Source organism: Brevundimonas sp. (assembly GCF_041919755.1).
Lineage (GTDB): Bacteria > Pseudomonadota > Alphaproteobacteria > Caulobacterales > Caulobacteraceae > Brevundimonas.
Window position 1 is genome coordinate 191,169 of record NZ_JAYRTD010000003.1, and the last position, 21,791, is coordinate 212,959.

Below are 21,791 nucleotides of genomic sequence, written 5' to 3' on the forward strand. Positions count from 1 at the left end.
CTCTAGCACTGTCCGGGGCAGGGGAGAACCGCAGTCGATTAATGGGCGGGCAAAATCGGCAAGCGCCGCAATATCCGCCCGGCCACTAAAGCTTGCTCAACCTCTTGCGTGTCAGATGGTCGCTTGGGGTTGGGGTTTTTGCGATGTCGAACCGCGTCTTTCTGGCGGTCCTGAGTATTTTCTTTGCGTCCGTGGTGGCTGCGTCGGCTTCGGCGATGGCCCCGGAACCTGTGTTGCCGCCTGCCGCAGAGGCCGAGGCGCTGGCCCGGTTCGTGGAGCGTCGCGCCGCCTCGACCAGCTTCGCCGAACTGGAAACCTTTGGTCGCCGCGCCGCGACCCGACAGGATCGAGAGGGGCTGAACCGGCTGTATCACGTCACCTGGACGATCCTGAACCAGGGCGAGTTTGAGCGCGCCACCCGGTGGAACAACCGTCTGGCCGCCGCCGCCCAAGCCCAGGATGACAGACGCTATATCGAAATCGCGGCGCTGAACGCGTTGACCATTCGCTACGACCAGGGCGAGGCGGAAGCCGCCAACGCGATGAGCGCCTATGTAGAGGGCGGTCACGACTGGTTCGTTCGGGCACATGCGGCGCGACTGGTCGCGCTGAATCTGGTCGATCAGGGCCGGATCGGCGAGGGTCTGCAACTGCTCACCCGCGCCCAGGCCGAGATTCCCGCGCGCGACCCTTATGCCGACACGGCTCGCGCCGGCATCTGGGAGGTGGTCGGCATGGGGTTGAAGGATATCGACGACGTCGAGGGCGCGACCGCGGCCTTTCGCAAGTTCGAGATCGACTATTCCAATCCCGCCTATCCACGCCCCGATTTCGACAGCCTGTACAATCTGACGAAGATGGCCGTGCGCATGGGGGACCTGGAGCGGGGTCAAGCCTTTGCGGCCGCCCACAGTGCGGTGGCGTCCCGGTCGGACCTGCCTGCCTTGGCCATCTACGACGCCGCCCTGTGTGCCCTCGTCGCCGATGCCGGTGGACAGCCGAGAGGCGTACTAGGCTGTCTGGATCCGTACGGCGAAAATCTCGGAGACGCCGCCTTTCTGGCGCTGGACGTTCTTCCCTTGCGGGCGATCGCCAGGGCCAGGACGGGCGATGTGGTCGGGGCCACGCGCGATCTGGAGGTTCTGCGCGGGCTGGAGACCTCGGCGGGCGACGGATCGCGGCTGAGCGAGGTGCAGGCGGAAATCCTGTTCGCCCAGGGACGATCGGCCGAGGCCTTTGCCCTTCTGCGGCGTTTCACGGCCGAGCAGAACGTTGCGGATGCGCGCGCCTTTTCGGCCGGCGTCCATCAGGTGACCGGCGACATGCAGCAGCAGCTGGATGATCGCCGCACCCAGCTTGAAACGGCCCGGACCAAGACGCGCCTGCAATGGCTGGTCATCGCCGTCGGCGTCATCTTTCTGATTTGCGTCGGCGCGGGGCTGGTCTGGCAGATGCATCAGGGGCGACGCCTGAAGGCGGCCCAGGAGCGAGCCGAAGCCGCCAATCGCGCCAAGTCGGAATTCTTGGCCAATATGAGTCACGAAATCCGCACGCCGCTGAATGGTGTCGTGTCCATGGCGGACGCCCTGTCGCGTAAAAACCTGGACCGGAGTGCCCATGAGATGGTCGACCTGATCCGGTCTTCCGGGGCCACGCTGGAACGCCTGCTGACCGACATCCTCGACAGCGCCAAGATCGAGGCCGGTCAGGTGGCGCTGGAAGAGACAACGTTCGATCTGAAGCACACCGTCAACGACATCGCGCTGCTGTGGCGGGCCAAGGCGGAGGACCGGGGGGTCGCTCTCGTCTTCGAGCTTGATCCCGGTGCGCCGAAGTACGTGTCCGGCGATGCTGTGCGGCTTCGTCAGGTCCTGACCAATCTGGTGTCCAATGCGCTGAAGTTCACAGAGCAGGGCACGGTGACGATAAAGGTCACGGCGACGAACGCCGGCCGCATCGGATTCGAGGTGCGCGATACAGGCATCGGCTTCGACGCCGACCAGAAGGCCCGCATTTTCGGCCGTTTCCAGCAGGCTGACGGATCTATCACGCGACGCTTCGGCGGAACGGGTCTGGGCCTGGCCATCTCCGCCGCGCTGGTGGAACTGATGGGCGGCACCTTGGTGTGCGAAAGCACGCCTGGTCAGGGCTCGGTTTTCACTTTCGAGATCGACCTGCCAGAGGCGGCGGCACCGGTCGCGGCCTCCTCGTCCATCACGCCGGCGACCGACATCACCGGACTGCCCTTGCGCATCCTTCTGGCCGACGACCATCCGGCCAACCGGAAGGTGATCGAGATCATGCTGGGGGTCACGGCCATGGAGCTGGTGACGGTCGAGAATGGCCAGCAGGCGCTGGAGCGGTTCAAGTCCGACACCTTCGACATCGTGCTGATGGACATGCAGATGCCGGTCATGGACGGGTTGACCGCGACACGGGCCATCCGCGACGTCGAGACCGATCAAGGCAAAGATCGCACAGCCATTCTGATGCTGACGGCCAACGCCATGGCCGAACATGTCACCCAGAGCCTGACGGCCGGGGCGGACGGACATCTGACGAAGCCCATCACCATGAACGCCCTTCTGGCCGCCATGAGCGATGTTCTGGTCGGCAAGACCTGGCGCGAGGCAGCGTGAGGCCGGGCTTCACAGCGCGCTGAAATCCATCACCAACGGCTTCCGGCCCATCAGCATCAGCGTCTTGCGGAATGCTTCCTGCTCCAGCGCCGTCGTCGCCGTATTGGTCAGGGGGTGGAAGTTGACGATGTCCGCATCCCACAGAGCCTGATCCAGCACGAAGGTCACGCGGTGGTCGGTGTCGTTGATCAGGCCGAGCGCCGTGACCGACCCGGGGCGGACGCCCAGTGTTTCCCACATCAAGGCCTCATTGCCGAAGGACAGGCGGTCCGAGCCGATCAGGGCGGGCGCGCGCTTCAGGTCGATGACCGTGTCCTGCCGCGCCGAAATCAGCCACAGCCGCCCCTTCTTGTCCTTGAGGAACAGGTTCTTGGTGTGGGCCCCAGGCATGGCGGCCTTTAGTTCAAGTCCCTCCTCGACGCGGAAGACGGCGGGGTGGTCGTGGGTGGTCTGGGCGATGTCGTGCTCGGCCATCCAGGCCAGCAGGCGGTCGCGGTCATAGGCGGGCACATGGGTGGCATGGGGCGTCGGCTTGTCTTGGGTCATCATCGGTCGCTAGGAATGGTCCTGTCCTCGATACCCGCCGGAGATCGCCCGTGGAACTGGAATGCTATCCGATGTCGCAGCGGCCGCCGGACCTGGTGCCGGGCCGTCAGTCACGTGACTGGATGGACGCCTTCGCCAGTCGGCACCCCTATCGCTGCCTGCCGCTGAACATGGCCAATACGACGGGATGGGAAATCCTCTGCCCCTTCGGCTTCTCGGCAGAGTGGAACGGCGGCCCGGCCCAGTCCGACATCGTCGTGACGCCTGACCGGCCCGAGCCGGACGTGAAGCATTTCGTCACCTCGCACTTCACGCGCGGGGTCCTGACCATGCATCCGCAGTATCTGTTCCGCACGCCTCCGGGCTGGAGCATGACGTGCCAGGGCAGCCCGAACCATATCAAGGACGGCATCCAGGCTCTGGTCGGGGTGGTGGAGACGGACTGGCTGCCGTTCCCGTTCACGATGAACTGGATTTTCACCCGCCCTGGCAAAATCCGCTTCGACAAGGGCGAGCCCTTCTGTTTCATCACCATCGCCCAGCACAAAAAAGCGGAAGAGGCTCAGCCGGTGATCCGTTCGCTGGGCTCCAACCCGACCATGCAGGGCCAGTACGAGGCCTGGCTGAAACAGCGCAGCGACTTCAACAGCCGGCTGGCTTCGGGCGATCCCGAAGCGGCCAAGGAGGCGTGGCAGCGGTTCTATTTCAAGGGCGAACTGCCCGACCAGCTGGGCAAGGCCCCCGCGAGCCACACCAACAAGCGCCGGATGAAGATGCCGCGCATCGGCTGAAGAAAAAAGGCGGCCCCTTCGCAGGAGCCGCCCTTTCCGGTCTGATTTGTCGTCTGGCCTACATCGCCCGGGCGACGCGCGGACCGAGGTTGTCGATCACCTCGCGCGCATCGAAGGCGTTCGGATCGTTGGCGGGCTTGCGACCGCGCCCGATCACGATCTCGGACGTGGCTTCGTAGCGATCGATCTGACGGACATCGAAGTCGGGGCCGAACGGGTCGCGCCACGGGCTCCACAGACCCCGACGCGAATAGCGCCATGAGGGACCCCAGAACGGCGAGTACCGGTCGTAATAGAAGGGGTCTGTGCCGCCGGTCAGGCGCGTGTCGCGGTCGGTCGCGCGATTGACCGTGGTGAACCAGTCGCCGCCGTTTTCGACGGTGACTTCAGCCGCACGCAGCAGCAGCGACATCTCGACCTGATCGCGCGAGGTCACGGAGTTGCCGGCGAAGTTGACCCGGAAGCGGTCGCCTTCGATCCGCTGCTGGGAATAGCCGTATCGGCTGTCGGGGCTGGCGGGACCATAGGGCGTGGCCGTGGCGCAGGCCGAGAGGGCGAGCGCGGCCGTCGCCGCGAGCAGTACGGGCTTGATAAGACGCGTCTTCATGAAATTTCTCCTTGGCGAACCACGAAACGCCACGACAGTTGAACGACGGATGAACAGGCCGGTTCCTGCGGCCCTTCGTCCCCTACAGTCGCGTCAGGATAAGTACGCAGGCCGCCAGCAACAGCATGCCGGTCAAGACGCCGAATCCACGCCGGAATCGAGGCTCGGACATGCGCCGGGCCAGAGCGGCCCCGCCCAGACCGTAGGCTGACATGGACAGTATATCCATGCCGATGGTGGCGACAGCGAACAGGGCCAGCTGCGGCGCGGCGGGGCGGTTCACGTCCAGAAACGGCGGCAGGACGGCGGTGAAGAACAGCACGGCCTTGGGATTGGCGATCTGCACCATGAAGCCGTCGACCAGGGCGCTGCGACCGGGCCGTACCGTCGTGTCCTCGGGATCGGCAGCCGTGCTAAAGGCCCCGCGAAGGGACTTGATGCCGAGCCAGGCAACATAAAGGGCGCCGGCGATCGAGATCAGGCGAAAGGCCTCGGGGAAGGCCACGACCAGTGCGCCCAGGCCTAGCGCCGCCGCCCCGAACCAGACCAGGGTCGCGGCATTCATGCCGACGACGCCCAGCATGGCTCCGGCTTTGCCCCGCGCCACGCCATTGGCCACCGAGAACAGATTGGCCGGCCCCGGCGTGACGGCCATGACGGCCATCACCCCCAGAAAGGTGAGATACAGGTGCGGATCGACGGGCAGGCTGGCCATCAGGCCCTGTCGGGCCGTCCGATCGCGCGGTCAAGAGGGGGATCAGTCTTCGTCGGCAGCGGCGACCTCAGCCGCCGCATCAGCCATCTCGGCGTTTGCCTCGGCTGTGGCGGCGGCGATTTCGGCGGATGCCTCGTCCAGCGAATCCATCGCCTCGCCGACGGCATAGTCGGCCATCAGGCCATAGGTCGCCAGATGCTCGGGATCGTTGGACGCCCAGGCACCGTTGCTGGCCACACCCTGGGCCGTGGCGAGAGCACTGGCCACATCGGCCTGGCTCATGGCGTCCGAGACAAGCGCCTCGACGTCGATGTCGGCTAGGGCTTCGGCGGCGATGGCGGGGGCGACCTGGCTGGCCAGGGTTGTGAAGGCGGCGATGTCCGGCTGATATTCGGTCCAGAGGGCGGCGATCCGCTGGCCCTTCTGTTCCTCGGTCAGGCTGGCATCTTCGGAAATGGCCTCGGCGCGTTCGCCGAAGGTCTCCATCCGGGCTTCGAAGGCCTCGGCGGCGGCTTCCAGCGCTTCTTCGGAGGGGCCGCGCACGTCACCGGCGACGGCGGCGGAAATCGGCAGCAGGGCCAGGGCGGCGGCGAGGGACAGGGCCTTGATCATGGTGGCGCTCCTTGTGGATGCGCTCAAGCTCTGCCCATAGCGGTGCGATCTCAAGTGAAATCGCGGTAAGGCGGCGGGGCGAGGCCCCACCGCCCTGATTATGCGAGATTTACTGAGCCGTCGCGGGGGCTGCAGGTGCAGCCGCAGCCGCGAGGATGTCGTCCTTGACCTTGGCCGGAGCGCCTTTGACCTCGGCGGTGATCATGGGGATCATTTGCGCCATCTGGGCCTGCTGCTCGGCAGGGGCCGAGGCGGACTGCGCTGTGATGAAGGCGGCGACTTCGTCGGCGAAGGTGTCGGCGTCCGGTTGATAGCGAGCGGCGATGGCGTCCAGATCAGTATTGGCCCTGGCCGTATCTCCGGCCGCGGCGGTCACGGCCGCCTGCATCTCTCCGCCCATCTGCTGCATGCGCGCGCCGAACGCTTCAGCCTTCGCTTCGAATGCCGCCTCTTCGGCGGACGGGGCGGGAGCGGCCGGAGCGGCGGGCGCGGGCGGCGGCGTTTGCGCCATGGCGGGCGCGGCGAAGGCGAATACGGCCGAGGCGGCCAGAACAGCGCGGAATGACATAGAGAAGGGTCCTGAAATCATTGGGCGGAGCCCATGCTCCTGAGCCCAAGGTGGCGCCATTTCACGGCGAGGGCGAGATCATTTGTGGCAGGCGTCAATCCTGATTGCGCTTTGTCCGCTTGCCGAGCACCCGCAGACGCAAGGCGTTCAGCTTGATGAAGCCCTCGGCGTCATGGTGGTCATAGGCCTGAACGCCCTCCTCGAAGGTGACCAGGTCCTGATCATAGAGGCTCTGCTCGCTCTCGCGGCCGATGATGGTGACATTGCCCTTGTAAAGCTTGACGCGAACGGTGCCGGAGACGTTCGCCTGAGAGTGATCGATGGCGGCCTGCAGCATCTCGCGCTCGGGGCTGAACCAGAAGCCGTTGTAGATCAGGTGGGCGTATTTGATCGCCAGCTCGTCCTTCAGGTGCATGGCCCCGCGATCCAGGGTGATCGACTCGATGCCCCGGTGCGCGGCCAGCAGGATGGTGCCGCCGGGCGTTTCATAGACGCCGCGCGACTTCATGCCGACGAAGCGGTTCTCGACCAGATCGAGCCGACCGACGCCATTGTCGTGCCCCAGCTGGTTCAGCTTCGTCAGGATCGTGGCGGGCGACATGGCCTCGCCGTCGATGGAGACGGCGTCACCCTTCTCGAAACCCAGGGTGAAGACGGTCGGCTTATCGGGCGCATCCTCGGGCGCGATGGTGCGCTGGTGCACGAACTCGGGGGCTTCGACCGCCGGGTCTTCCAGAACCTTGCCTTCTGAAGATGAGTGCAGAAGGTTGGCGTCTACGCTGAAGGGCGCCTCGCCGCGCTTGTCCTTCGAGATCGGGATCTGGTGCTTTTCGGCGAAGTCCAGCAGGGCCTCGCGGCTGCGGAATTCCCACTCGCGCCACGGGGCGATGACGTGGATGTCCGGATCGAGGGCATAATAGCCCAGCTCGAACCGGACCTGGTCGTTGCCCTTGCCGGTCGCGCCGTGACAGACGGCGTCGGCCCCGACCATCTTCGCGATCTCGATCTGGCGCTTGGCGATCAGGGGCCGAGCGATGGAGGTGCCCAGCAGATACTGGCCCTCATAGACGGTGTTGGCGCGGAACATCGGAAAGACGAAGTCGCGCACGAACTCCTCGCGCAGGTCGTCGACGAAGATGTTCTCGGGCTTGATGCCCAGCTTCAGGGCCTTCTCGCGGGCGGGAGCCAGTTCCTCGCCCTGGCCCAGGTCGGCGGTGAAGGTGATGACCTCGGCCTGATATTCGGTCTGCAGCCATTTCAGGATGATCGAGGTGTCCAGACCGCCGGAATAGGCGAGGACGACCTTCTTGACGGGCTTCTTGGCGGCTGCGGACATGGCGTGATCCCTGGAAAAACGCGGGGAGGCGTCTCTGGCCGCGCTTAAACGGCCAGATCGTGGTCAATGCAAGTCCGCGTCTCTGCCGAAGGTTGTCCCCACGTCAGCCGGGCTTTAGGACAGACGGGTTACCGCGACCGAAAGCCGACCATGCCCGACCAGACCGACAAACAGACCTTCTCCGATCAGGACGCCCTGGATTTCCACCGCGTCCCGACGCCGGGCAAGATCTCGATGGCCCCCACCAAGCCGATGGCGACGCAGCGCGACCTGAGCCTCGCCTATTCGCCCGGCGTGGCCATTCCGGTTCTGGCTATCGCCCAGGATGCGGACCTGGCCTATGACTATACGGCAAAGGGCAATCTGGTCGCCGTCATCTCCAACGGCACGGCCATCCTGGGGCTGGGCAACCTGGGTCACATGGCTTCCAAGCCGGTGATGGAGGGCAAGTCGGTCCTGTTCAAACGGTTCGCCGATGTCGATAGCTTCGACGTCGAGGTGAAGACCACCGATCCGGACGAGTTCATCACCGTCGTCAAGAACATCGGCGACACCTGGGGCGGGATCAATCTGGAGGACATCAAGTCCCCGGAATGTTTCGTGATCGAAAGCGAGCTGCAGGACCTGCTGGACATCCCCGTTTTCCACGACGACCAGCACGGCACCGCCATCATCTCGACCGCCGGCCTGATCAACGCCGCCCATATCGCGGGCAAGAAGCTGGAAGACCTGAAGGTCGTTCTGGTCGGGGCGGGCGCGGCTGGTCTGTCGTCCATCGCCCTGATGAAGGCGGTCGGGGTGCGGGCCGAAAACACCGTCATTCTGGACCGCGACGGCGTGATTTACAAAGGCCGCGACAACGTCGATCAGTGGAAGGCGGCCCACGCCACCGACACGCCGCACCGCACGCTGGCCGAGGCCATGGTCGGGGCCGACGTCGTCCTAGGCCTGGCCGCAAAGGGCGCGATCACCAAGGAGATGGTGGCCTCCATGGCCCCCAATCCGATCATCTTCGCCATGGCCAATCCGGATCCGGAAATCACGCCCGAAGACGTGGCCTCGGTGCGCTCCGATGCCATCATGGCCACGGGCCGGTCGGACTATGTGAACCAGGTCAACAATGTCCTGGGCTTTCCCTACATCTTCCGCGGCGCGCTGGATGTGCGGGCGCGGCAGGTCAATCACGAGATGAAGGTGGCCTGCGCCCAGGCCCTGGCCGCTTTGGCCCGCGAGGACGTGCCGGACGAGGTCGCCGCCGCCTACTCCGGCCGCAAGCTGAAGTTCGGGCCGGACTACATCATCCCCACACCCTTCGACCCGCGCCTGATCTGGTACATCCCACCCTTCGTGGCCCAGGCGGCGATGGATACGGGTGTGGCGCGTCGCCCGATCCCCGACATGGACGCCTATCGCGCCCAGCTGCGCGAGCGGGTCGACCCGTCCGCTGCGCTGATGCAGAAGATTTCCTCCGCCGTCCGGGCCGCCCCGAACAAGCGCGTGGTCTTTGCCGAGGGCGAGGAGGCGACGGTCATCCGCGCCGCCTGGGGCTTCAAACAGGCCGAGCTGGGCACGCCGATCCTGGTGGGGCGCGAGGATCTGATCCGTCAGAATGCCGCCGAGGCCGGGTTGGATTTCGACGCCTTGGGCATCGAGATCGTCAACGCCCGCGTGTCCCACAAGAACACCGAGTACACCGACTTCCTGTACGACAAGCTGCAACGCCGGGGCTATCTGCGCCGCGATGTGCAGCGGATGATCAATCAGGACCGCAACTATTTCGCGGCCTCCATGGTGGCGCGCGGCGATGCCGATGCGGTGGTCACCGGCTCGACCCGCAATTTCAACATGGTGCTGAAGGAGGTCCGGCGCGTTCTGGACGTCAAGGAACGGATGATCGGCCTGTCGATCATGCTGGCCAGGGGCCGGACCCTGTTCGTGGCTGACACCTCCATCCATGAACTGCCCGATGCCGAAGAGCTAGCCGAGATCGCCATCCAGGCGGCGGCGACCGTGCGTCGCCTGGGCCGTACGCCGCGTGTGGCCTTCCTGTCCTACTCGACCTTCGGCAATCCGCCCGGCGACCGGGGCGAAAAAGTGCGCGAGGCGATCCGCATCCTGGATCGCAAGGGCGTCGATTTCGAGTACGAGGGCGAGATGCCGCCCGAGCTGGCGCTCGATCCAGAGGCGCGCGCCAACTACCCCTTCATGCGGTTGAGCGCGGACGCCAACGTCCTGGTCATGCCGGCCATTCACTCCGCCTCGATTTCGACGCGGCTGGTCCAGGCTCTGGGCGGGGCGACGGTGATCGGTCCTCTGCTTGTCGGGCTGGAGAAGTCGGTCCAGATCGTCAGCCTGGGAGCCTCGGTGTCGGAAATCATCACCGCCGCCACTTTTGCCGCCTACGACGGCGTGGAGGTCAACGAGGGCTAGCGCCTGCCTCCGGCTGGCGGGCCAGGCTGCGACGCTCGGCCGCCAGCCGGATCCATTCCAGAAGGCAGAAGACGACGGCGATACCGCCCAGCGCGGCGGCGAACAGGAAGACCGGGGCGAACCCTTGGTTCTCGATCATCTCGCCCAGAGCGCCACGCCCCAGGGTCCCGATCAGCAGGGCCAGCGACGTGAAGACCGCGAACTGCACCGCGCCGAACATCCGGCTGGACAGGGCCGACAGATAAGCGACGAAGGCTGCGCCCGCAAAACCGCCCGCGATGTTCTCCCCCGCGATGGCCAGCATCAGCCGCGCCATTGGTTCGCCCGCGCCGAAGGCTCCGAAAAGGGCGTACAGGCCGGTCGCCTCCATGAAGCGGCCGATCATTGGCGCGCCCATCGCCAGGTCCACGAACAGAAGATTGGTCGCCGCGGCCAGGATCGCCCCGATCAGCAGGGACGCCATCCGCCCTATGGCCAAGAGCGCCCAGCCGCCCAGGCCGATGCCGATGATGGTCATGATAACGCCGAAGGTCTTGGAGGCCAGCGCCACCTCGCTCTTGGTGTGGCCCAGCGCCCCGCCGGTGTCGCCCATGTAGAAGGGAAAGGCGAAGGGACCCCATACGCCGTCGGTGATGCGATAGGTCAGGATCAGGCCCAGCACGATCAGCGAGCCCCAGCCCAGCCGCCCCATCAACTCGACCAGCGGGGCGAGGATTGCGTCATAGAGCTTCGTCAACACCGGCCGATCGCCTGGCGCCGGCGTGGCCACCTTGCCGCGCCAGACCACCACCCCGGCCAGGGCGCAGGGCAGCAGGACGGCCGCGGCGATGATCCAAGGCCCCCAGGTGCCGGTGAACTCGCCCGCGCTGGGGGCTGGTGTCGTGGTCAGGGCCGTGACCATGAAGCTGACCAGCATATAGGCCGCCCAGGCCCAGGCGGCGAGCGTGGCGATCAGGGCGATCTGGCGCAGACGGGGTGATCCCAGCCGCTCCCTGGCGATGGCCTGGGGCGGTGCAGGCGCGGGCTCGGGCGCGATCAGGGTGCCCAGCACCCCGAGACCCATCAGGATGCCGCTCAGCATATAGGTGACGGGCCAGCCGACCGCGTCGGCCAGCAGCAGGCTGCCTGCGCCGCCGACCAGCGCCGCGCTGCGCGATCCGAATTGATAGATGGTGGACAGCAGGTCCAGCGGGGCACCCGGTCCTGCCACCTCGATCCGCCAGGTGTCGATGACGATATCCTGGGTCGCCGATGCAAAGGCAGCGAGCGCCGCTGCGCTGGCGAGGGGCACAAGGGCACCGCCCTCGGGGTTAGAGAAGGCGATCACGAACAGGGCTCCGATCACCACGATCTGACAGCCGATCAGCCAGCTGCGTCGACGGCCCAGTCGCTTTCCGATCAGGGGGGGACGGAGGCCGACCAGGGGCGACCACAGGAACTTGAAGGCCGCGAAAAGCCCGACCCAGGACAGGATGCCGATCGTCGAGATTGCGACGTCGGCCTCGGTCAGCCAGGCGTTCAGCGTGCCCAGCACCATGGTGATGGGCAGCCCGGCCGAAAAACCGAGCAACAGCATGGCCAGGGTGCGCCGATCGCGAAAGGCGACCTTGATGACGCTCAGACCCTTGGGCGTGGTGTCGGTGGCGGCGACAGGCTGGGTTGTCACGCTAGCAGGGGTGTCGTTCATTCGGTCGGCGTCTCCGGCAGACGCCCCCCGCGTCCTCAAGTCAGACGGCGACCTTGGCGCGGACGTCCCGGTTCGTCCAGCGGGCAAGTGTGGATCGCAGCGCTTCCAGCTCCAGCGGCTTGACCAGATGGTCGTCCATCCCGGCTTCCAGACAGGCCCGGCGGTCCTCGGCAAAGGCATTGGCGGTCAGGGCGATGATCGGTGTCCGGTCACCGGTCGCACGGATGGCGCGCGCGGCCGTGGGGCCATCCACACCGGGCATGCGCATGTCCATCAGCACCAGATCGTAGCGGGCGCGTTTCAGGGCCGCGATGGCCTCGGCCCCGTTGGCGGCGGTCTCCACCGCGCAACCCTCGCGCTTCAGCAGGGTGCTGGCCAGCAGGGCCCCGACCGGATTGTCCTCGACCAGAAGCACACGGGTTCCCAAAAAGCGCGAGGGGACGACCCGGTCGTCCTCCGACGGGGTCTGGCGCAGGCCGGTCGTGCCGCTGCTCTGGCCGATAGCCGCCAGCACGCGTTCGGCCAGGGAGGCGCGGCGCAGAGGCTTGATCAGATAGCCGTGGAAGCCGGCCGAGCGGTAGGCGGCGATCCGCTCCCGCTCCTCGGGTTTCAGCAGGACGATGGCGCGAACACCTGCGGGATGTGGCACCAGGACATGGCCCTCGGGACGGGCGGCATGATCGATCAGGACGACCGGCGCGTCGGCGCGCACCTGACCGCCGGACGCCTCGATCTGGGCTGTGGCGGCGGCGCGGACAAAGGGGTCGGGGCTGACGATGCCGACCGCGCGGCCTTCAAGCTCGCGCAGTCGCTGTGGGCCCTTGGCGGCAGGAAAGTCGGCGGTGAAGCGGAAGCGGGCACCCGGGCCGTCGGGGCGATCGGACACCTCCACCTGACCGCCCATCGCATCAGCGAGACGACGCACAACCGCCAGACCCAGACCGGCCCCACCGAAGCGCGAGGCGTCGGAGGCATCGACGTGGCCGAATTCCTCGAAGATGCGGGTGCGGGCCTCCGGCGGCACGCCTGGGCCCGTGTCGTCGATGACGAACGACAGCCGGGGTTTCGAGGCCGGTCCGCCCGCGCGTTCGACGCTGATGCGGACGCCGCCCGTCTCGGTGAACTTCACGGCATTGCCGGCCAGGTTGAAGAGCACCTGTCGCAGCCGCCCCTCGTCACCGACGATGTCGGCCGCGTCCGCGGCGACCGACCAGGCGATCTCCAGTCCGCGCTCATGGGCACGCGGGCTGAGCAGTTCGGCCACACCGCGCACCAGGGCTTCCAGATCGACGGGTGCGGAATCGAACTCCAGCTTGCCCGCCTCGAGCCGGGCGTAGTCGAGCAGGTCGTTGACCAGCCCCAGCAGATGTTCGGCCGACGACCGCGCAGCCTCGGCATAGGCGCGCTGGGCCCCGTCCAGCTTGGTCCGCGACAGCAGACCCAGCATGCCGATCACCCCGTTCAGAGGCGTGCGCATCTCATGGCTCATCAGGCGCAGGAACTGGTGCTCGGGCGCGGTTGCGCCATCGGTATCTGATTGGGACCCGGTCTGCCGCGCCATCGTGATCTCCTCAATCCGACAATGCGCGCAAACCTCTTATATTTCGTTCAGGGGTTTGGCGCGGCGGCGCAGACCTGTCCGCAAGATGATTTCGATGCGTCCGGAAGCGGATCAAATGCGATCGTCAATCGTTGGCGTTCGAGAGGGGCTTGCCGCGTATGACTGAGCGTAACAATGTGTGCTCGTCGCGGATCTAGCACACGTACTGTGTGCAGAGGGTGTTGAATGCTCACGCCGAAGGAAATGCTCTGCTTGTCAGGCGTTGCGAGGCATCTTCAAGCCGACGAGATCGCTCGCGAACTCGGCCTTTCCCCCAAAACCGTCGAAACCCACTTGGCGAACATTCGTAAGAAGCTGGGTGTTTCAAGCAGTCGTGGTGCCGTCAGGCGGGTGTTTGGCGATAGCCTACAGACTGAACCCGTAGAGGGTTTTTCCTCGATAGCGCCTGAGAATGGCGATCTTCATTCTGACCGCCTCAACGGCGGAGGTTGGTATGCCGAGGACCATCAGACGAGTGCCGGAATGGTATACGCGGGACTGGTCGCCCGCGACGGCGCGCAACGAAATGAGCGCCATGCGGTGGGAGGATCTGGAGACTGCGATCGACACACTGATCTCAAACCCAGACAGGAGGCACAAGCCCAAGCACATCGTCCGGACGCTCTGGCTGGCAAGTTCGGACATGCCGGCGATGGACCTGCTCCAGCGTCTGCTGGTGACCTTGGCGCAAGGCTTGGATCCGACGCGACCGTACGGCGCGAGTACGGACGAAGCGATGATCCCGACAATGGCCAGCGGCCACCTGCCAAGATGGAGCTACACCGACCTGGAGGTCGCCCTGTCCTACACCTGGTCGGGCATGGCGCTGGAGATAGCGATAGCCCGTCATCACGACTGCCTGATGTTTCGGGACGACCGCTTGTCGGGCGCGGCGACAGCGCGCCAGCTGATGCTGCTCGTCAACGGTTTGCCCACCCCGAGGATCGACCACAGCCAGAGGCTGGTATCAGCCGGAGTGAGCACGGCGCGGGCGGCCTGACACCCGAGCTATTATTCAGGCTTCTTGTCCTCATGGGCACCATCCTCGGGTTGACGATTCTCGCCCTAGGCCTCTTAACAATGCAGCATTTCTCGCTTAGGTTGCAGGACCTGCTATTTCAGTAGGCGAGGAGCTAGCTATGAAACGCATTGAAATGGCCCGCGGCACAGCAGCCGGCGTGGCAGACACCTTGTTCCAGACTGAAGACGCCATAGACCGCGCCATGAGCCAGATTGCCGTTTTCGCTCAGGTCCTGCCTGTTGCAGGAAAGGAAGCGGGTTTTGCCGCCACGCGCGGACAGGCCGTTTACGAGCGGCTGGCAGAGGCCATGGTTGCTCAATCTCAAGCTCGCGCCAAGATTGTGCAGGTCCACGAGCTTCTTGCTGAACTGAAGGCGGATTCGCACATGCGTACCGTTGCCATAGGCGGGGGATCGAAAGACACGCCGGTCGGCGGCACGATCCCGCCCGGAAACCATCTTGCCGTGGTGCACGCCGTCGGGTGATGCTGTCGGGGCGAGGGCCCCGTGATTCATGTAACGCTTGTCGAATGGTACGGTCTCGGAGCGCTTCTGCTCGTCTGCCTAATTGCGGTTTGGCGAGGAGGAGTGCCTGAGCGGCGTACCGCGATGATCGTGGCTGCATGCTGGGTGGCTTCAGTAATAGTCGACAACGACGGCTCACGTGGCGTGCAGTGGGCAATCCTGGGGGTGGACGTATTTCTGGGGGCATGGCTTGTGGTGCAAGCCCTGAGATGCAATCGCGCCTGGCTGTTCTGCGCCGCAGGAGCTCAGATATTGATACTGCTCACACATGTGGGCTTCGCACTGACGCCTGCGATGATGCAGGAGGGCTTCTTCAGCGCCTACTACGTCTGGAGCTATGTCGTGCTAGCGGCGGTGGCGGTCGGCAGCCTTTCACGACGGCGCATGGATACGACACCAAGTCAGTTGTAGCGGCCTGTCAATAGACCGGCGTGTTGTGACGGGCGGTCTGGCGTTCGAAGTCACCTTGGGCCCCGACCGTGGTGCGGCGATAGATCAGGGCCTCGGCGATGTGGCGGCGCAGCACGCCTTCGCAGCCGTCCAGATCGGCGATGGTGCGGGCCAGCCTCAGTGTCCTGGTCCAGCCGCGCGCCGTTAGCCCCCCGGCCTCTCCCGCCCGCATCAATAGCGCGCGCCCCGCCTCGTCCGGCCGGGCGAAGCGGTCCAGCGTCTCGCCCGAGGCGCGGGCGTTGATGGCCTGATCGCGGGCGATGTCCGGATCGATCCCGGCGGCGCGCAACCGATCTTCCTGCATGGCGCGGGCGGTCTGGACCCGGGCCGAGGCCTCGGCCGTGCCCTCGGACGGCGGCGGCAGGGCCATGTCGGCGGCGGTCACGGGCGGAGTCTCCACTGTCAGGTCGATGCGGTCGAACATCGGGCCGGAAATGCGGTTCTGATAGTCCCGCTGGCAGCGTGGAGCCTTGCCGCACGCCCCGCGTCCGCCGCCGCCCAAGCCGCAGCGGCAGGGATTCATGGCGGCGATCAGCTGGAACCGCGCCGGATAGCGGACATGCGCATTGGCCCGAGCCACCACGATCTCGCCTGTCTCCAGCGGCTGGCGAAGACTGTCGAGCGCCTGGGCCGAATACTCCGGCAGTTCATCAAGGAACAGCACGCCGTTGTGGGCCAGCGACGCCTCGCCCGGCTTGGCCTTGTGCCCGCCACCCGTCAGCGCGGCCATGGAGGCGGAATGGTGCGGCGCGCGGAACGGCCGTTCGCGGGTCAGGGAGCCGCGCTCAATCATCCCGGCCACCGACCAGACCATGGAGGTCTCCAGCAACTCCTTGGGCGTCAGCGGCGGCAGAAGACCGGGCAGGCGCGCCGCCATCATGGACTTGCCCGATCCGGGCGGGCCGACAAACAGCAGATTGTGGCCTCCGGCGGCGGCGATCTCCAGCGCCCGTTTGGCGCTTTCCTGACCCTTGACCTCGCGCAGGTCGGGCACGCGTACACCGTCGCGCATGGCCCCCGGCTCGGGCCGCCGCAGGACCTGGGCGCCCTTGAAGTGGTTGACCAGCCCGATCAGGGATCGCGGGGCCAGCACGGCGACATCGCCGGCCCAGGCCGCCTCCGGCCCGTTGAACTCCGGACAGATCAGGCCCAGTCCCATGGCGTCGGCGGCCACTGCGGCGGGCAGCGCCCCGCCCACCGGCGCGATCTGCCCGTCCAGCCCCAACTCGCCGATGGCGGCCCAGCCGTTCAGAGCATCGGGCGGAATGACCCCCATGGAGGCCAGCAGGGCTAGGGCGATGGGCAGGTCGAAATGGCTGCCCTCCTTGGGCAGGTCGGCGGGGGCCAGGTTGGCGATGATCCGCTTGGACGGCAATGCCAGTCCTATGCCCGCGAACGCCCCGCGCACCCGCTCCCGGCTCTCGGCCACCGCCTTGTCGGCCAGGCCGACGATGGTGAAGGACGGCTGATCGCTGGACAGCTGCTGAACCTGGACGTCCACGCGTCGGGCATCCACCCCCTCGAAGGCAACCGTGACGACACTGGCGACCATGACCCGCTCCCGCTATCCGCGAGAGAACGAACCATGAACTCAACCTGATTGCAAGAGCGCGGTTATGCCGACGGGATGCGCCGTGTCTCTACGGCGTCCCACATCAGGGCGGCGGCATCGACGCCGCTGAATTGCTTCAACTGCTGCGCCCCTGTTGGAGAGGTGACGTTGATCTCGGTCATCCAGTCGCCGATCACATCGATGCCGACGAAGATCAGGCCGCGCTCTCTGAGAGTCGGGCCGATGGCGGCGCAGATTTCCAGATCGCGCGGGGTCAGTTCGACAGGCGCGGCCGTGCCGCCGACACGCAGGTTGGAGCGGACCTGATCCTTCAGCGGCACGCGGTTGATGGCCCCGACGGGTTCGCCGTCGACCAGCAGGATGCGCTTGTCGCCCGCTGACACCGCCGGCAGGAATTTCTGGATCACCACTGGGTCGCGCGATCCGGTGGCGTGAATCTCGATCAGGGCCTCTAGATTGGGGTCGTCCGCCTTCAGCCGCACGACGCCAGAACCGGCCGCGCCGTGCAGGGGTTTCAGCACCACATCGCCGTGCCGTTTGTGGAAGTCGACCAGGGCGACCGGGTCCGAGCTGATCAGGGTCGGCGGGGTCAGGTCTGGGAAGTGGGTGACCAGCAGCTTTTCGGGCGCGCTGCGGACCTGGGCCGGATCGTTGACGACCAAGGTCTGGGGGTGAACCGTCTCCAGCAGATAGGTGGCCGTGACATAGGCCATGTCGAAGGGCGGATCCTGACGCATCAGGATGACGTCGACGTCACGGCCGAGGTCCAGCTTGACCTCCTCGCCGAAGGTGACGTGGTCGCCCTGAACCTGCCTCAGCGTCACCGGGCGGGCGCGGCAGTACAGGCGGCCTTCGTCCAGGGCCAGGGTACGGAAGTCATAGACCCAGAGCGAATAGCCCCGGTTCTGCGCCTCCATCGCCATCAGCCAGGTGGTGTCCGAGGCGATGTTGACCCCTTCGATGGGGTCCATCTGGATGGCGACTTTCATGAGCTCGGTCCTCGACTGCGCAGCCCAGACTAATGGGCAGGCGGGGCGGGCGGCGCAAGGCGGATCGACCTAGTTCAGCCGCATCCGGACCCGGTCGAGGGTGATCTGGCGGCGTGCAGCCAGAGGGTCGTCCAGGGTGCGGGCCTGGGCCAGGGCGGCCAGCGCGCCTGTCAGGGCTCCCTGTTTCTCGCGCGCGGTGGCGACGTCCAGCCACGGGCGGTGATCCTCGGGATCCAGCAGAGCGCAACGAAGGGCGGACCGCTCGGCCCCTTCGTAATCATGGGCGTGGATGGCGCGGACGAAGACCATGTTCTGCAGCCGGATCAGGGCCTCGCGGTCGCTGACCGGGGCCATCAGCAGATCCAGCCGGTCGGCGACGTGGGGCGTGAGGCCCGCCCGCAGCGCGCGACGGCTGAGCTCGGACGGCAGGACCAGCCGACCCTGGCTGAAGGGATCCAGGGCGACCGGCCCCTCGGAGGTTTCGACCCGCAACAGGAAGTGGCCGGGAAAGTCCACGCCATCGGCCCGCAGGTCGTTGCGCCGGGCGGCATCCAGATAGAAGACGCTGAGCGCCGCCGACAGCCCGCGCCTGCGCTCGGCGATGTCGATGACGTCGGTATTGGCCGGGTCCTCGTGATGGAGCAGATCGCCGTTCAGGCGGAAGTCGCCGCACATCGTCTCGGACAGGGCGTCGTCCGGGCCGTCCTCGATGAGCCGCTCGGCCAGGCGTTCGGCGGCGCGGTCGGCCAGGGCGCGAACGGGGGCGGGATCGCGCAGCGGGGCGTCGTGGATAGCGCAGGCGATGGCGGCGTCCAGAAGCGGAAAGGCGTCGTCCTCGGCCTGACCGGCCTGGGTCAGTACTTCGATGGCCTCGTCGCGTGTCATGCCCCGGCCCCTCCCGGCCCTTGCGTTTCAGCCCCTCCCCATGGGCTCTATGCCGCGACGATGAACCGGAAACCTTCCGGGTGCCAGCGCCACAATATCGATCCGCAGCAGATGACCGGCCAAGCTGGGTCTTTGGCGCAACACCGCGCGACCGGCGGATAGCAGGCGGTCGTACTGGTCCGGGCCTATGGCGAGCAGCGCCCGATCGACCGTGGCGCGGCGCTTGACCTCGACGACCGCCAGCGTCTTGCCCCGGCGGGCCAGGATGTCGATTTCGCCGGCGCGGGTCTTCAGGCGAAAGCCGAGCAACTGATAGCCCTTCATCATCAACCAGACCGCCGCCAGCCATTCGGAGCGGTGACCCTGGCGGTGGGCGTCGCGGCCCAGGGTCATGCGCCAGCCCTGCTTGGCCCGCGCGACGGGGGCGGGTTTCAGCCGGGGGGCTTTGCGGCTCACCGGCCCTGCATCTCCAGCGCCCGCTTGTAGAGCGGCTTGCGGGGCAGGTTGAGCGCGCGGGACACCTCGGCGGCGGCCTCGCCCGGCGGCAGGCGGGTCATGGCCTCGGCCAGGGCGGCATCGGTATCAGCCTCGCTGGCGACCTCGACCTCGCCCGGGCCGATGACGATGACGATCTCGCCCTTGGGCGACTGGCAGCGGGGGTCGGTGGCCAGCTCATCCAGCGTCCCGCGCACGCACTCTTCATAGAGTTTGGTCAGTTCGCGGGCGACGGCGGCGGGGCGGGGGCCGAGGACGGCGGCCATGTCGGCCAGACTGTCGGCCAGGCGCGGCCCGCTCTCGAAAAAGACCAGGGTCTGGCGTGTGGTGCGCAGCTCTTCCAGCGCCGCCCGGCGGGCACCGGATTTGGGCGGCAGGAAACCCGCGAAGGTCACGCGGTCTGCGGGCAGGCCCGCGATGCACAGGGCGGCCAGCAGGCTGGAGGCGCCGGGGATGGGGTGGACCGGCAGGCCCTCGGCGATCACCGCCCGGGCCACGACGAAGCCGGGGTCGCTGACCAGGGGCGTGCCCGCATCCGACACCAGGGCCACCACCGCGCCTTCGCGCAGCTTTTCGATGGCCAGTTCCGCCGCCCGGGCCGAGGCATGGTCGTCGCAGCGTTCGAGTTTAGCCTTGAGGCCATAGGCCGACAGCAGCTTGCCGGTAACGCGCGTATCCTCGGCCAGGACCAGATCGGCGGCGGCAAGCACGTCCAGCGCCCGCAGCGTCATGTCGCGCAGATTCCCGATCGGCGTGGCCACCAGATACAGGCCGGGCGAAACCAGGCGCGGCGGCGGAGCGGTAGGCGGAAAGGTGGAGGGCTCGGTCATCTGCCTCGAACCTGCCAGCGTGGGCGGTCAGGGTCGAGAGTCTTCATGGCGCTCGAGAAAAGTGCGGACGCGTGTTTCGGGTGAAACTGAGCTTAGCCGCGCGAAGGTTCTACCTGTGGGCGCAGGTGAAGCCGTAAGAGATCGAAGCGTGGAAGACCTGCTGAGCGCGGCGTGGACGGGGTTCGGCGGGTTCAGACGGGGATTATACCCCGGCCAGGGTGTGTGGTGAGGAGAATGCGGCCCTTGCGCCAGACTTGTGGGTCCAATGTCTCCCTTCACGGGCGCGAAGGGACGGGATCAGGGTTCGGATTACACGCCTGGAGCTAAGTCAGGAGCTTGCCCAGGACACTGTCCAGCACCGGCCGCCCCGTCGCCGTCGCGCGGACCCGTTCCGCCTCCACCTCCAGAAACCCGTCGGCGATCAGGTCTGCCAACGGCCCCGCCGCGACTGTTCGCTCCAGCGTCGCGAGTTCGGCCAGCGCCACGCCCTCGACCGTGCGTAGGCCGAGCAGGACCTTTTCCTCGGCGGCGTCGGTGGGGGTGAGGGGCTGCTGTTCGGTCCAGGGCGTTCCGGCCGCGACGCCGGTGACATAGTCGGCGATGCCCCGGTGGGCGACGGTGGCGGTGCGGGTGCCGTCCAGGGTCAGGCGACCGTGGGCACCGGGGCCGAGGCCCAGATAGTCGCCGCCGCGCCAGACATGCAGGTTGTGGTTGGAGCGGGCCGCGATACCGCGCGCATGGTTAGAGACCTCATAGGCTTCGAACCCGGCGGCCTGGAGCACGGTCTGCGTCGTCTCATAGAGGTCGGCCGCCAGATCCTCGTCCGGCGGCGACCAGGCCCCGCGCGCGACGGCGCGGCCAAAGGCGGTCGTGGGCTCGATGGTCAGCTGATAGGGCGAGACGTGCTCGAACCCCAGATCGAGCGCCTGGGTCAGGTCCTCGGTCCAGGTCGCGACTGTCTGGCCGGGGCGGGCATAGATCAGGTCGATCGACAGCCGGTCGAAGGCGCGGGCGGCGACGGCGACAGCACGCCGGGCCTCATCCGCCGAATGGTTGCGGCCCAGAAACTTCAGCGCCTCGTCGTCCAGCGCCTGGACCCCCATGGACAGGCGGTTGATGCCGGCGTCTCTCAGCGCCGCGAACCGGTCGGCCTCGGCATCCGTAGGATTGGCCTCCAGCGTGATCTCGATCGGGCCTTCGGGATCGAACCGGGCCGTGGCGGCGGCGGTGATGCGGGCCACGGCGTCGGGGTCCAGCAAGGAGGGCGTACCGCCGCCGAAGAAGATGGAGGCCAGACGGCGTGGTCCGGTCAGGACGGCCTGCGCCTCCAGATCGGCGAGGATAGCCTCGATCAGACCCGCCTGCTCCTGCTCCCGCCCCCGGTCGCGCACGACGTTGAAGTCGCAATAGGGGCAGATGCGCGCGCAATAGGGCCAGTGGACATAGAGGGCGACATGCTCTTCGGGCTTGAGAAACATGCCCGGGGTCTTACCA

General features: G+C 66.7%; 20 protein-coding genes and 1 pseudogene. 7 read left to right on the forward strand and 14 right to left on the reverse strand.

What is annotated here, in order from left to right:
- Positions 1 to 143: 143 nt before the first annotated feature.
- Entirely contained in the window at positions 144 to 2,639 is a 2,496-nt protein-coding gene (locus ACE3TH_RS05935) for an ATP-binding protein (RefSeq protein ID WP_374598295.1), read from the forward strand.
- A gap of 9 nt (positions 2,640 to 2,648) precedes the next feature.
- Here ACE3TH_RS05935 and ACE3TH_RS05940 read toward each other — a convergent pair whose 3' ends face one another.
- Positions 2,649 to 3,185, reverse strand: a complete 537-nt coding sequence (locus ACE3TH_RS05940) for a prolyl-tRNA synthetase associated domain-containing protein (RefSeq protein WP_374598297.1) — start codon at positions 3,183 to 3,185, stop codon at positions 2,649 to 2,651.
- A 50-nt stretch (positions 3,186 to 3,235) separates the two neighbouring features.
- On the opposite strand from ACE3TH_RS05940, the gene ACE3TH_RS05945 reads away from it, so the two are divergent.
- A complete protein-coding gene (locus ACE3TH_RS05945; RefSeq protein ID WP_374598299.1) occupies positions 3,236 to 3,976 on the forward strand; it encodes a DUF6065 family protein in 741 nt (246 codons plus the stop codon).
- A 58-nt stretch (positions 3,977 to 4,034) separates the two neighbouring features.
- Here the strand turns inward: ACE3TH_RS05945 and ACE3TH_RS05950 are convergent, their stop codons facing one another.
- From ACE3TH_RS05950 to ACE3TH_RS05970, 5 genes are all read right to left on the reverse strand, one after another.
- A complete protein-coding gene (locus ACE3TH_RS05950) occupies positions 4,035 to 4,583 on the reverse strand; it encodes a hypothetical protein (RefSeq protein ID WP_374598301.1) in 549 nt (182 codons plus the stop codon).
- A gap of 82 nt (positions 4,584 to 4,665) precedes the next feature.
- Positions 4,666 to 5,298, reverse strand: coding sequence for a LysE family translocator (locus ACE3TH_RS05955; protein ID WP_374598303.1), 633 nt, complete (start codon positions 5,296 to 5,298; stop codon positions 4,666 to 4,668).
- 42 nt (positions 5,299 to 5,340) lie between these two features.
- Positions 5,341 to 5,910, reverse strand: coding sequence for a hypothetical protein (locus tag ACE3TH_RS05960; RefSeq protein WP_374598305.1), 570 nt, complete (start codon positions 5,908 to 5,910; stop codon positions 5,341 to 5,343).
- 109 nt (positions 5,911 to 6,019) lie between these two features.
- Positions 6,020 to 6,478 carry a translation initiation factor IF-2 gene (locus ACE3TH_RS05965; RefSeq protein ID WP_374598307.1) on the reverse strand — a complete coding sequence of 153 codons (459 nt, stop codon included), beginning with the start codon at positions 6,476 to 6,478 and terminating at the stop codon, positions 6,020 to 6,022.
- 94 nt (positions 6,479 to 6,572) lie between these two features.
- Positions 6,573 to 7,814, reverse strand: a complete 1,242-nt coding sequence (locus ACE3TH_RS05970) for an argininosuccinate synthase (RefSeq protein WP_374598309.1) — start codon at positions 7,812 to 7,814, stop codon at positions 6,573 to 6,575.
- A 150-nt stretch (positions 7,815 to 7,964) separates the two neighbouring features.
- Here ACE3TH_RS05970 and ACE3TH_RS05975 point away from each other — a divergent pair, with 150 nt between their 5' ends.
- Positions 7,965 to 10,244, forward strand: coding sequence for an NADP-dependent malic enzyme (locus ACE3TH_RS05975; RefSeq protein ID WP_374598311.1), 2,280 nt, complete (start codon positions 7,965 to 7,967; stop codon positions 10,242 to 10,244).
- On the opposite strand, the gene ACE3TH_RS05980 is transcribed toward ACE3TH_RS05975, so the two are convergent.
- Both ACE3TH_RS05980 and ACE3TH_RS05985 read right to left on the reverse strand, forming a co-directional pair.
- Positions 10,231 to 11,931, reverse strand: coding sequence for a beta-lactamase induction signal transducer (locus ACE3TH_RS05980; RefSeq protein WP_374598313.1), 1,701 nt, complete (start codon positions 11,929 to 11,931; stop codon positions 10,231 to 10,233). The genes ACE3TH_RS05975 and ACE3TH_RS05980 overlap by 14 nt on opposite strands.
- 40 nt (positions 11,932 to 11,971) lie before the next feature.
- A complete protein-coding gene (locus ACE3TH_RS05985; protein ID WP_374598315.1) occupies positions 11,972 to 13,492 on the reverse strand; it encodes a response regulator in 1,521 nt (506 codons plus the stop codon).
- Between the two features lie 225 nt (positions 13,493 to 13,717).
- Between ACE3TH_RS05985 and ACE3TH_RS05990 the strand changes: the two are divergent.
- From ACE3TH_RS05990 to ACE3TH_RS06005, 4 genes and pseudogenes are all read left to right on the forward strand, one after another.
- Positions 13,718 to 13,867: pseudogene (locus tag ACE3TH_RS05990) on the forward strand (helix-turn-helix transcriptional regulator); the annotation flags it as partial.
- 76 nt (positions 13,868 to 13,943) lie between these two features.
- Entirely contained in the window at positions 13,944 to 14,531 is a 588-nt protein-coding gene (locus tag ACE3TH_RS05995) for a hypothetical protein (protein WP_374598590.1), read from the forward strand.
- Between the two features lie 139 nt (positions 14,532 to 14,670).
- Positions 14,671 to 15,036 (forward strand): hypothetical protein, encoded by a 366-nt coding sequence (locus tag ACE3TH_RS06000; RefSeq protein ID WP_374598317.1) that lies wholly within the window; start codon positions 14,671 to 14,673, stop codon positions 15,034 to 15,036.
- A gap of 291 nt (positions 15,037 to 15,327) precedes the next feature.
- On the forward strand, positions 15,328 to 15,486 hold the full coding sequence (locus ACE3TH_RS06005) for a hypothetical protein (protein ID WP_374598319.1): 159 nt from the start codon (positions 15,328 to 15,330) through the stop codon (positions 15,484 to 15,486).
- A 7-nt stretch (positions 15,487 to 15,493) separates the two neighbouring features.
- On the opposite strand, the gene ACE3TH_RS06010 is transcribed toward ACE3TH_RS06005, so the two are convergent.
- The 6 genes from ACE3TH_RS06010 to hemW form a co-directional block, all read right to left on the reverse strand.
- Positions 15,494 to 17,077, reverse strand: coding sequence for a YifB family Mg chelatase-like AAA ATPase (locus tag ACE3TH_RS06010; RefSeq protein WP_374598321.1), 1,584 nt, complete (start codon positions 17,075 to 17,077; stop codon positions 15,494 to 15,496).
- Between the two features lie 62 nt (positions 17,078 to 17,139).
- A complete protein-coding gene (gshB, locus tag ACE3TH_RS06015) occupies positions 17,140 to 18,087 on the reverse strand; it encodes a glutathione synthase (RefSeq protein ID WP_374598323.1) in 948 nt (315 codons plus the stop codon).
- A gap of 69 nt (positions 18,088 to 18,156) precedes the next feature.
- On the reverse strand, positions 18,157 to 18,972 hold the full coding sequence (locus tag ACE3TH_RS06020; RefSeq protein ID WP_374598325.1) for a transglutaminase family protein: 816 nt from the start codon (positions 18,970 to 18,972) through the stop codon (positions 18,157 to 18,159).
- Positions 18,973 to 18,999: 27 nt separating this feature from the next.
- Positions 19,000 to 19,428: a YraN family protein gene (locus ACE3TH_RS06025; RefSeq protein ID WP_374598327.1), complete on the reverse strand. Its 429-nt coding sequence runs from the start codon at positions 19,426 to 19,428 to the stop codon at positions 19,000 to 19,002.
- Positions 19,425 to 20,297: a 16S rRNA (cytidine(1402)-2'-O)-methyltransferase gene (gene rsmI / locus ACE3TH_RS06030; RefSeq protein WP_374598329.1), complete on the reverse strand. Its 873-nt coding sequence runs from the start codon at positions 20,295 to 20,297 to the stop codon at positions 19,425 to 19,427. Before rsmI ends, ACE3TH_RS06025 begins: the two co-directional genes overlap by 4 nt.
- Before the next feature lie 323 nt (positions 20,298 to 20,620).
- Entirely contained in the window at positions 20,621 to 21,775 is a 1,155-nt protein-coding gene (hemW, locus tag ACE3TH_RS06035) for a radical SAM family heme chaperone HemW (protein WP_374598331.1), read from the reverse strand.
- Between the last annotated feature and the right edge of the window lie 16 nt (positions 21,776 to 21,791).

Coding starts and splice junctions, on each gene's coding strand:
- ACE3TH_RS06020 (WP_374598325.1), bottom strand. CDS start 18,972: ATGACACGCGACGAGGCCATCGAAGTACTGACCCAGGCCGGTCAGGCC.
- ACE3TH_RS05960 (WP_374598305.1), bottom strand. CDS start 5,910: ATGATCAAGGCCCTGTCCCTCGCCGCCGCCCTGGCCCTGCTGCCGATT.
- rsmI (WP_374598329.1), bottom strand. CDS start 20,297: ATGACCGAGCCCTCCACCTTTCCGCCTACCGCTCCGCCGCCGCGCCTG.
- ACE3TH_RS05965 (WP_374598307.1), bottom strand. CDS start 6,478: ATGTCATTCCGCGCTGTTCTGGCCGCCTCGGCCGTATTCGCCTTCGCC.
- hemW (WP_374598331.1), bottom strand. CDS start 21,775: ATGTTTCTCAAGCCCGAAGAGCATGTCGCCCTCTATGTCCACTGGCCC.
- ACE3TH_RS05995 (WP_374598590.1), top strand. CDS start 13,944: ATGGCGATCTTCATTCTGACCGCCTCAACGGCGGAGGTTGGTATGCCG.
- ACE3TH_RS05950 (WP_374598301.1), bottom strand. CDS start 4,583: ATGAAGACGCGTCTTATCAAGCCCGTACTGCTCGCGGCGACGGCCGCG.
- ACE3TH_RS05975 (WP_374598311.1), top strand. CDS start 7,965: ATGCCCGACCAGACCGACAAACAGACCTTCTCCGATCAGGACGCCCTG.
- ACE3TH_RS06000 (WP_374598317.1), top strand. CDS start 14,671: ATGAAACGCATTGAAATGGCCCGCGGCACAGCAGCCGGCGTGGCAGAC.
- ACE3TH_RS05985 (WP_374598315.1), bottom strand. CDS start 13,492: ATGGCGCGGCAGACCGGGTCCCAATCAGATACCGATGGCGCAACCGCG.
- ACE3TH_RS05935 (WP_374598295.1), top strand. CDS start 144: ATGTCGAACCGCGTCTTTCTGGCGGTCCTGAGTATTTTCTTTGCGTCC.
- gshB (WP_374598323.1), bottom strand. CDS start 18,087: ATGAAAGTCGCCATCCAGATGGACCCCATCGAAGGGGTCAACATCGCC.
- ACE3TH_RS05955 (WP_374598303.1), bottom strand. CDS start 5,298: ATGGCCAGCCTGCCCGTCGATCCGCACCTGTATCTCACCTTTCTGGGG.
- ACE3TH_RS05940 (WP_374598297.1), bottom strand. CDS start 3,185: ATGACCCAAGACAAGCCGACGCCCCATGCCACCCATGTGCCCGCCTAT.
- ACE3TH_RS05970 (WP_374598309.1), bottom strand. CDS start 7,814: ATGTCCGCAGCCGCCAAGAAGCCCGTCAAGAAGGTCGTCCTCGCCTAT.
- ACE3TH_RS05980 (WP_374598313.1), bottom strand. CDS start 11,931: ATGAACGACACCCCTGCTAGCGTGACAACCCAGCCTGTCGCCGCCACC.
- ACE3TH_RS06010 (WP_374598321.1), bottom strand. CDS start 17,077: ATGGTCGCCAGTGTCGTCACGGTTGCCTTCGAGGGGGTGGATGCCCGA.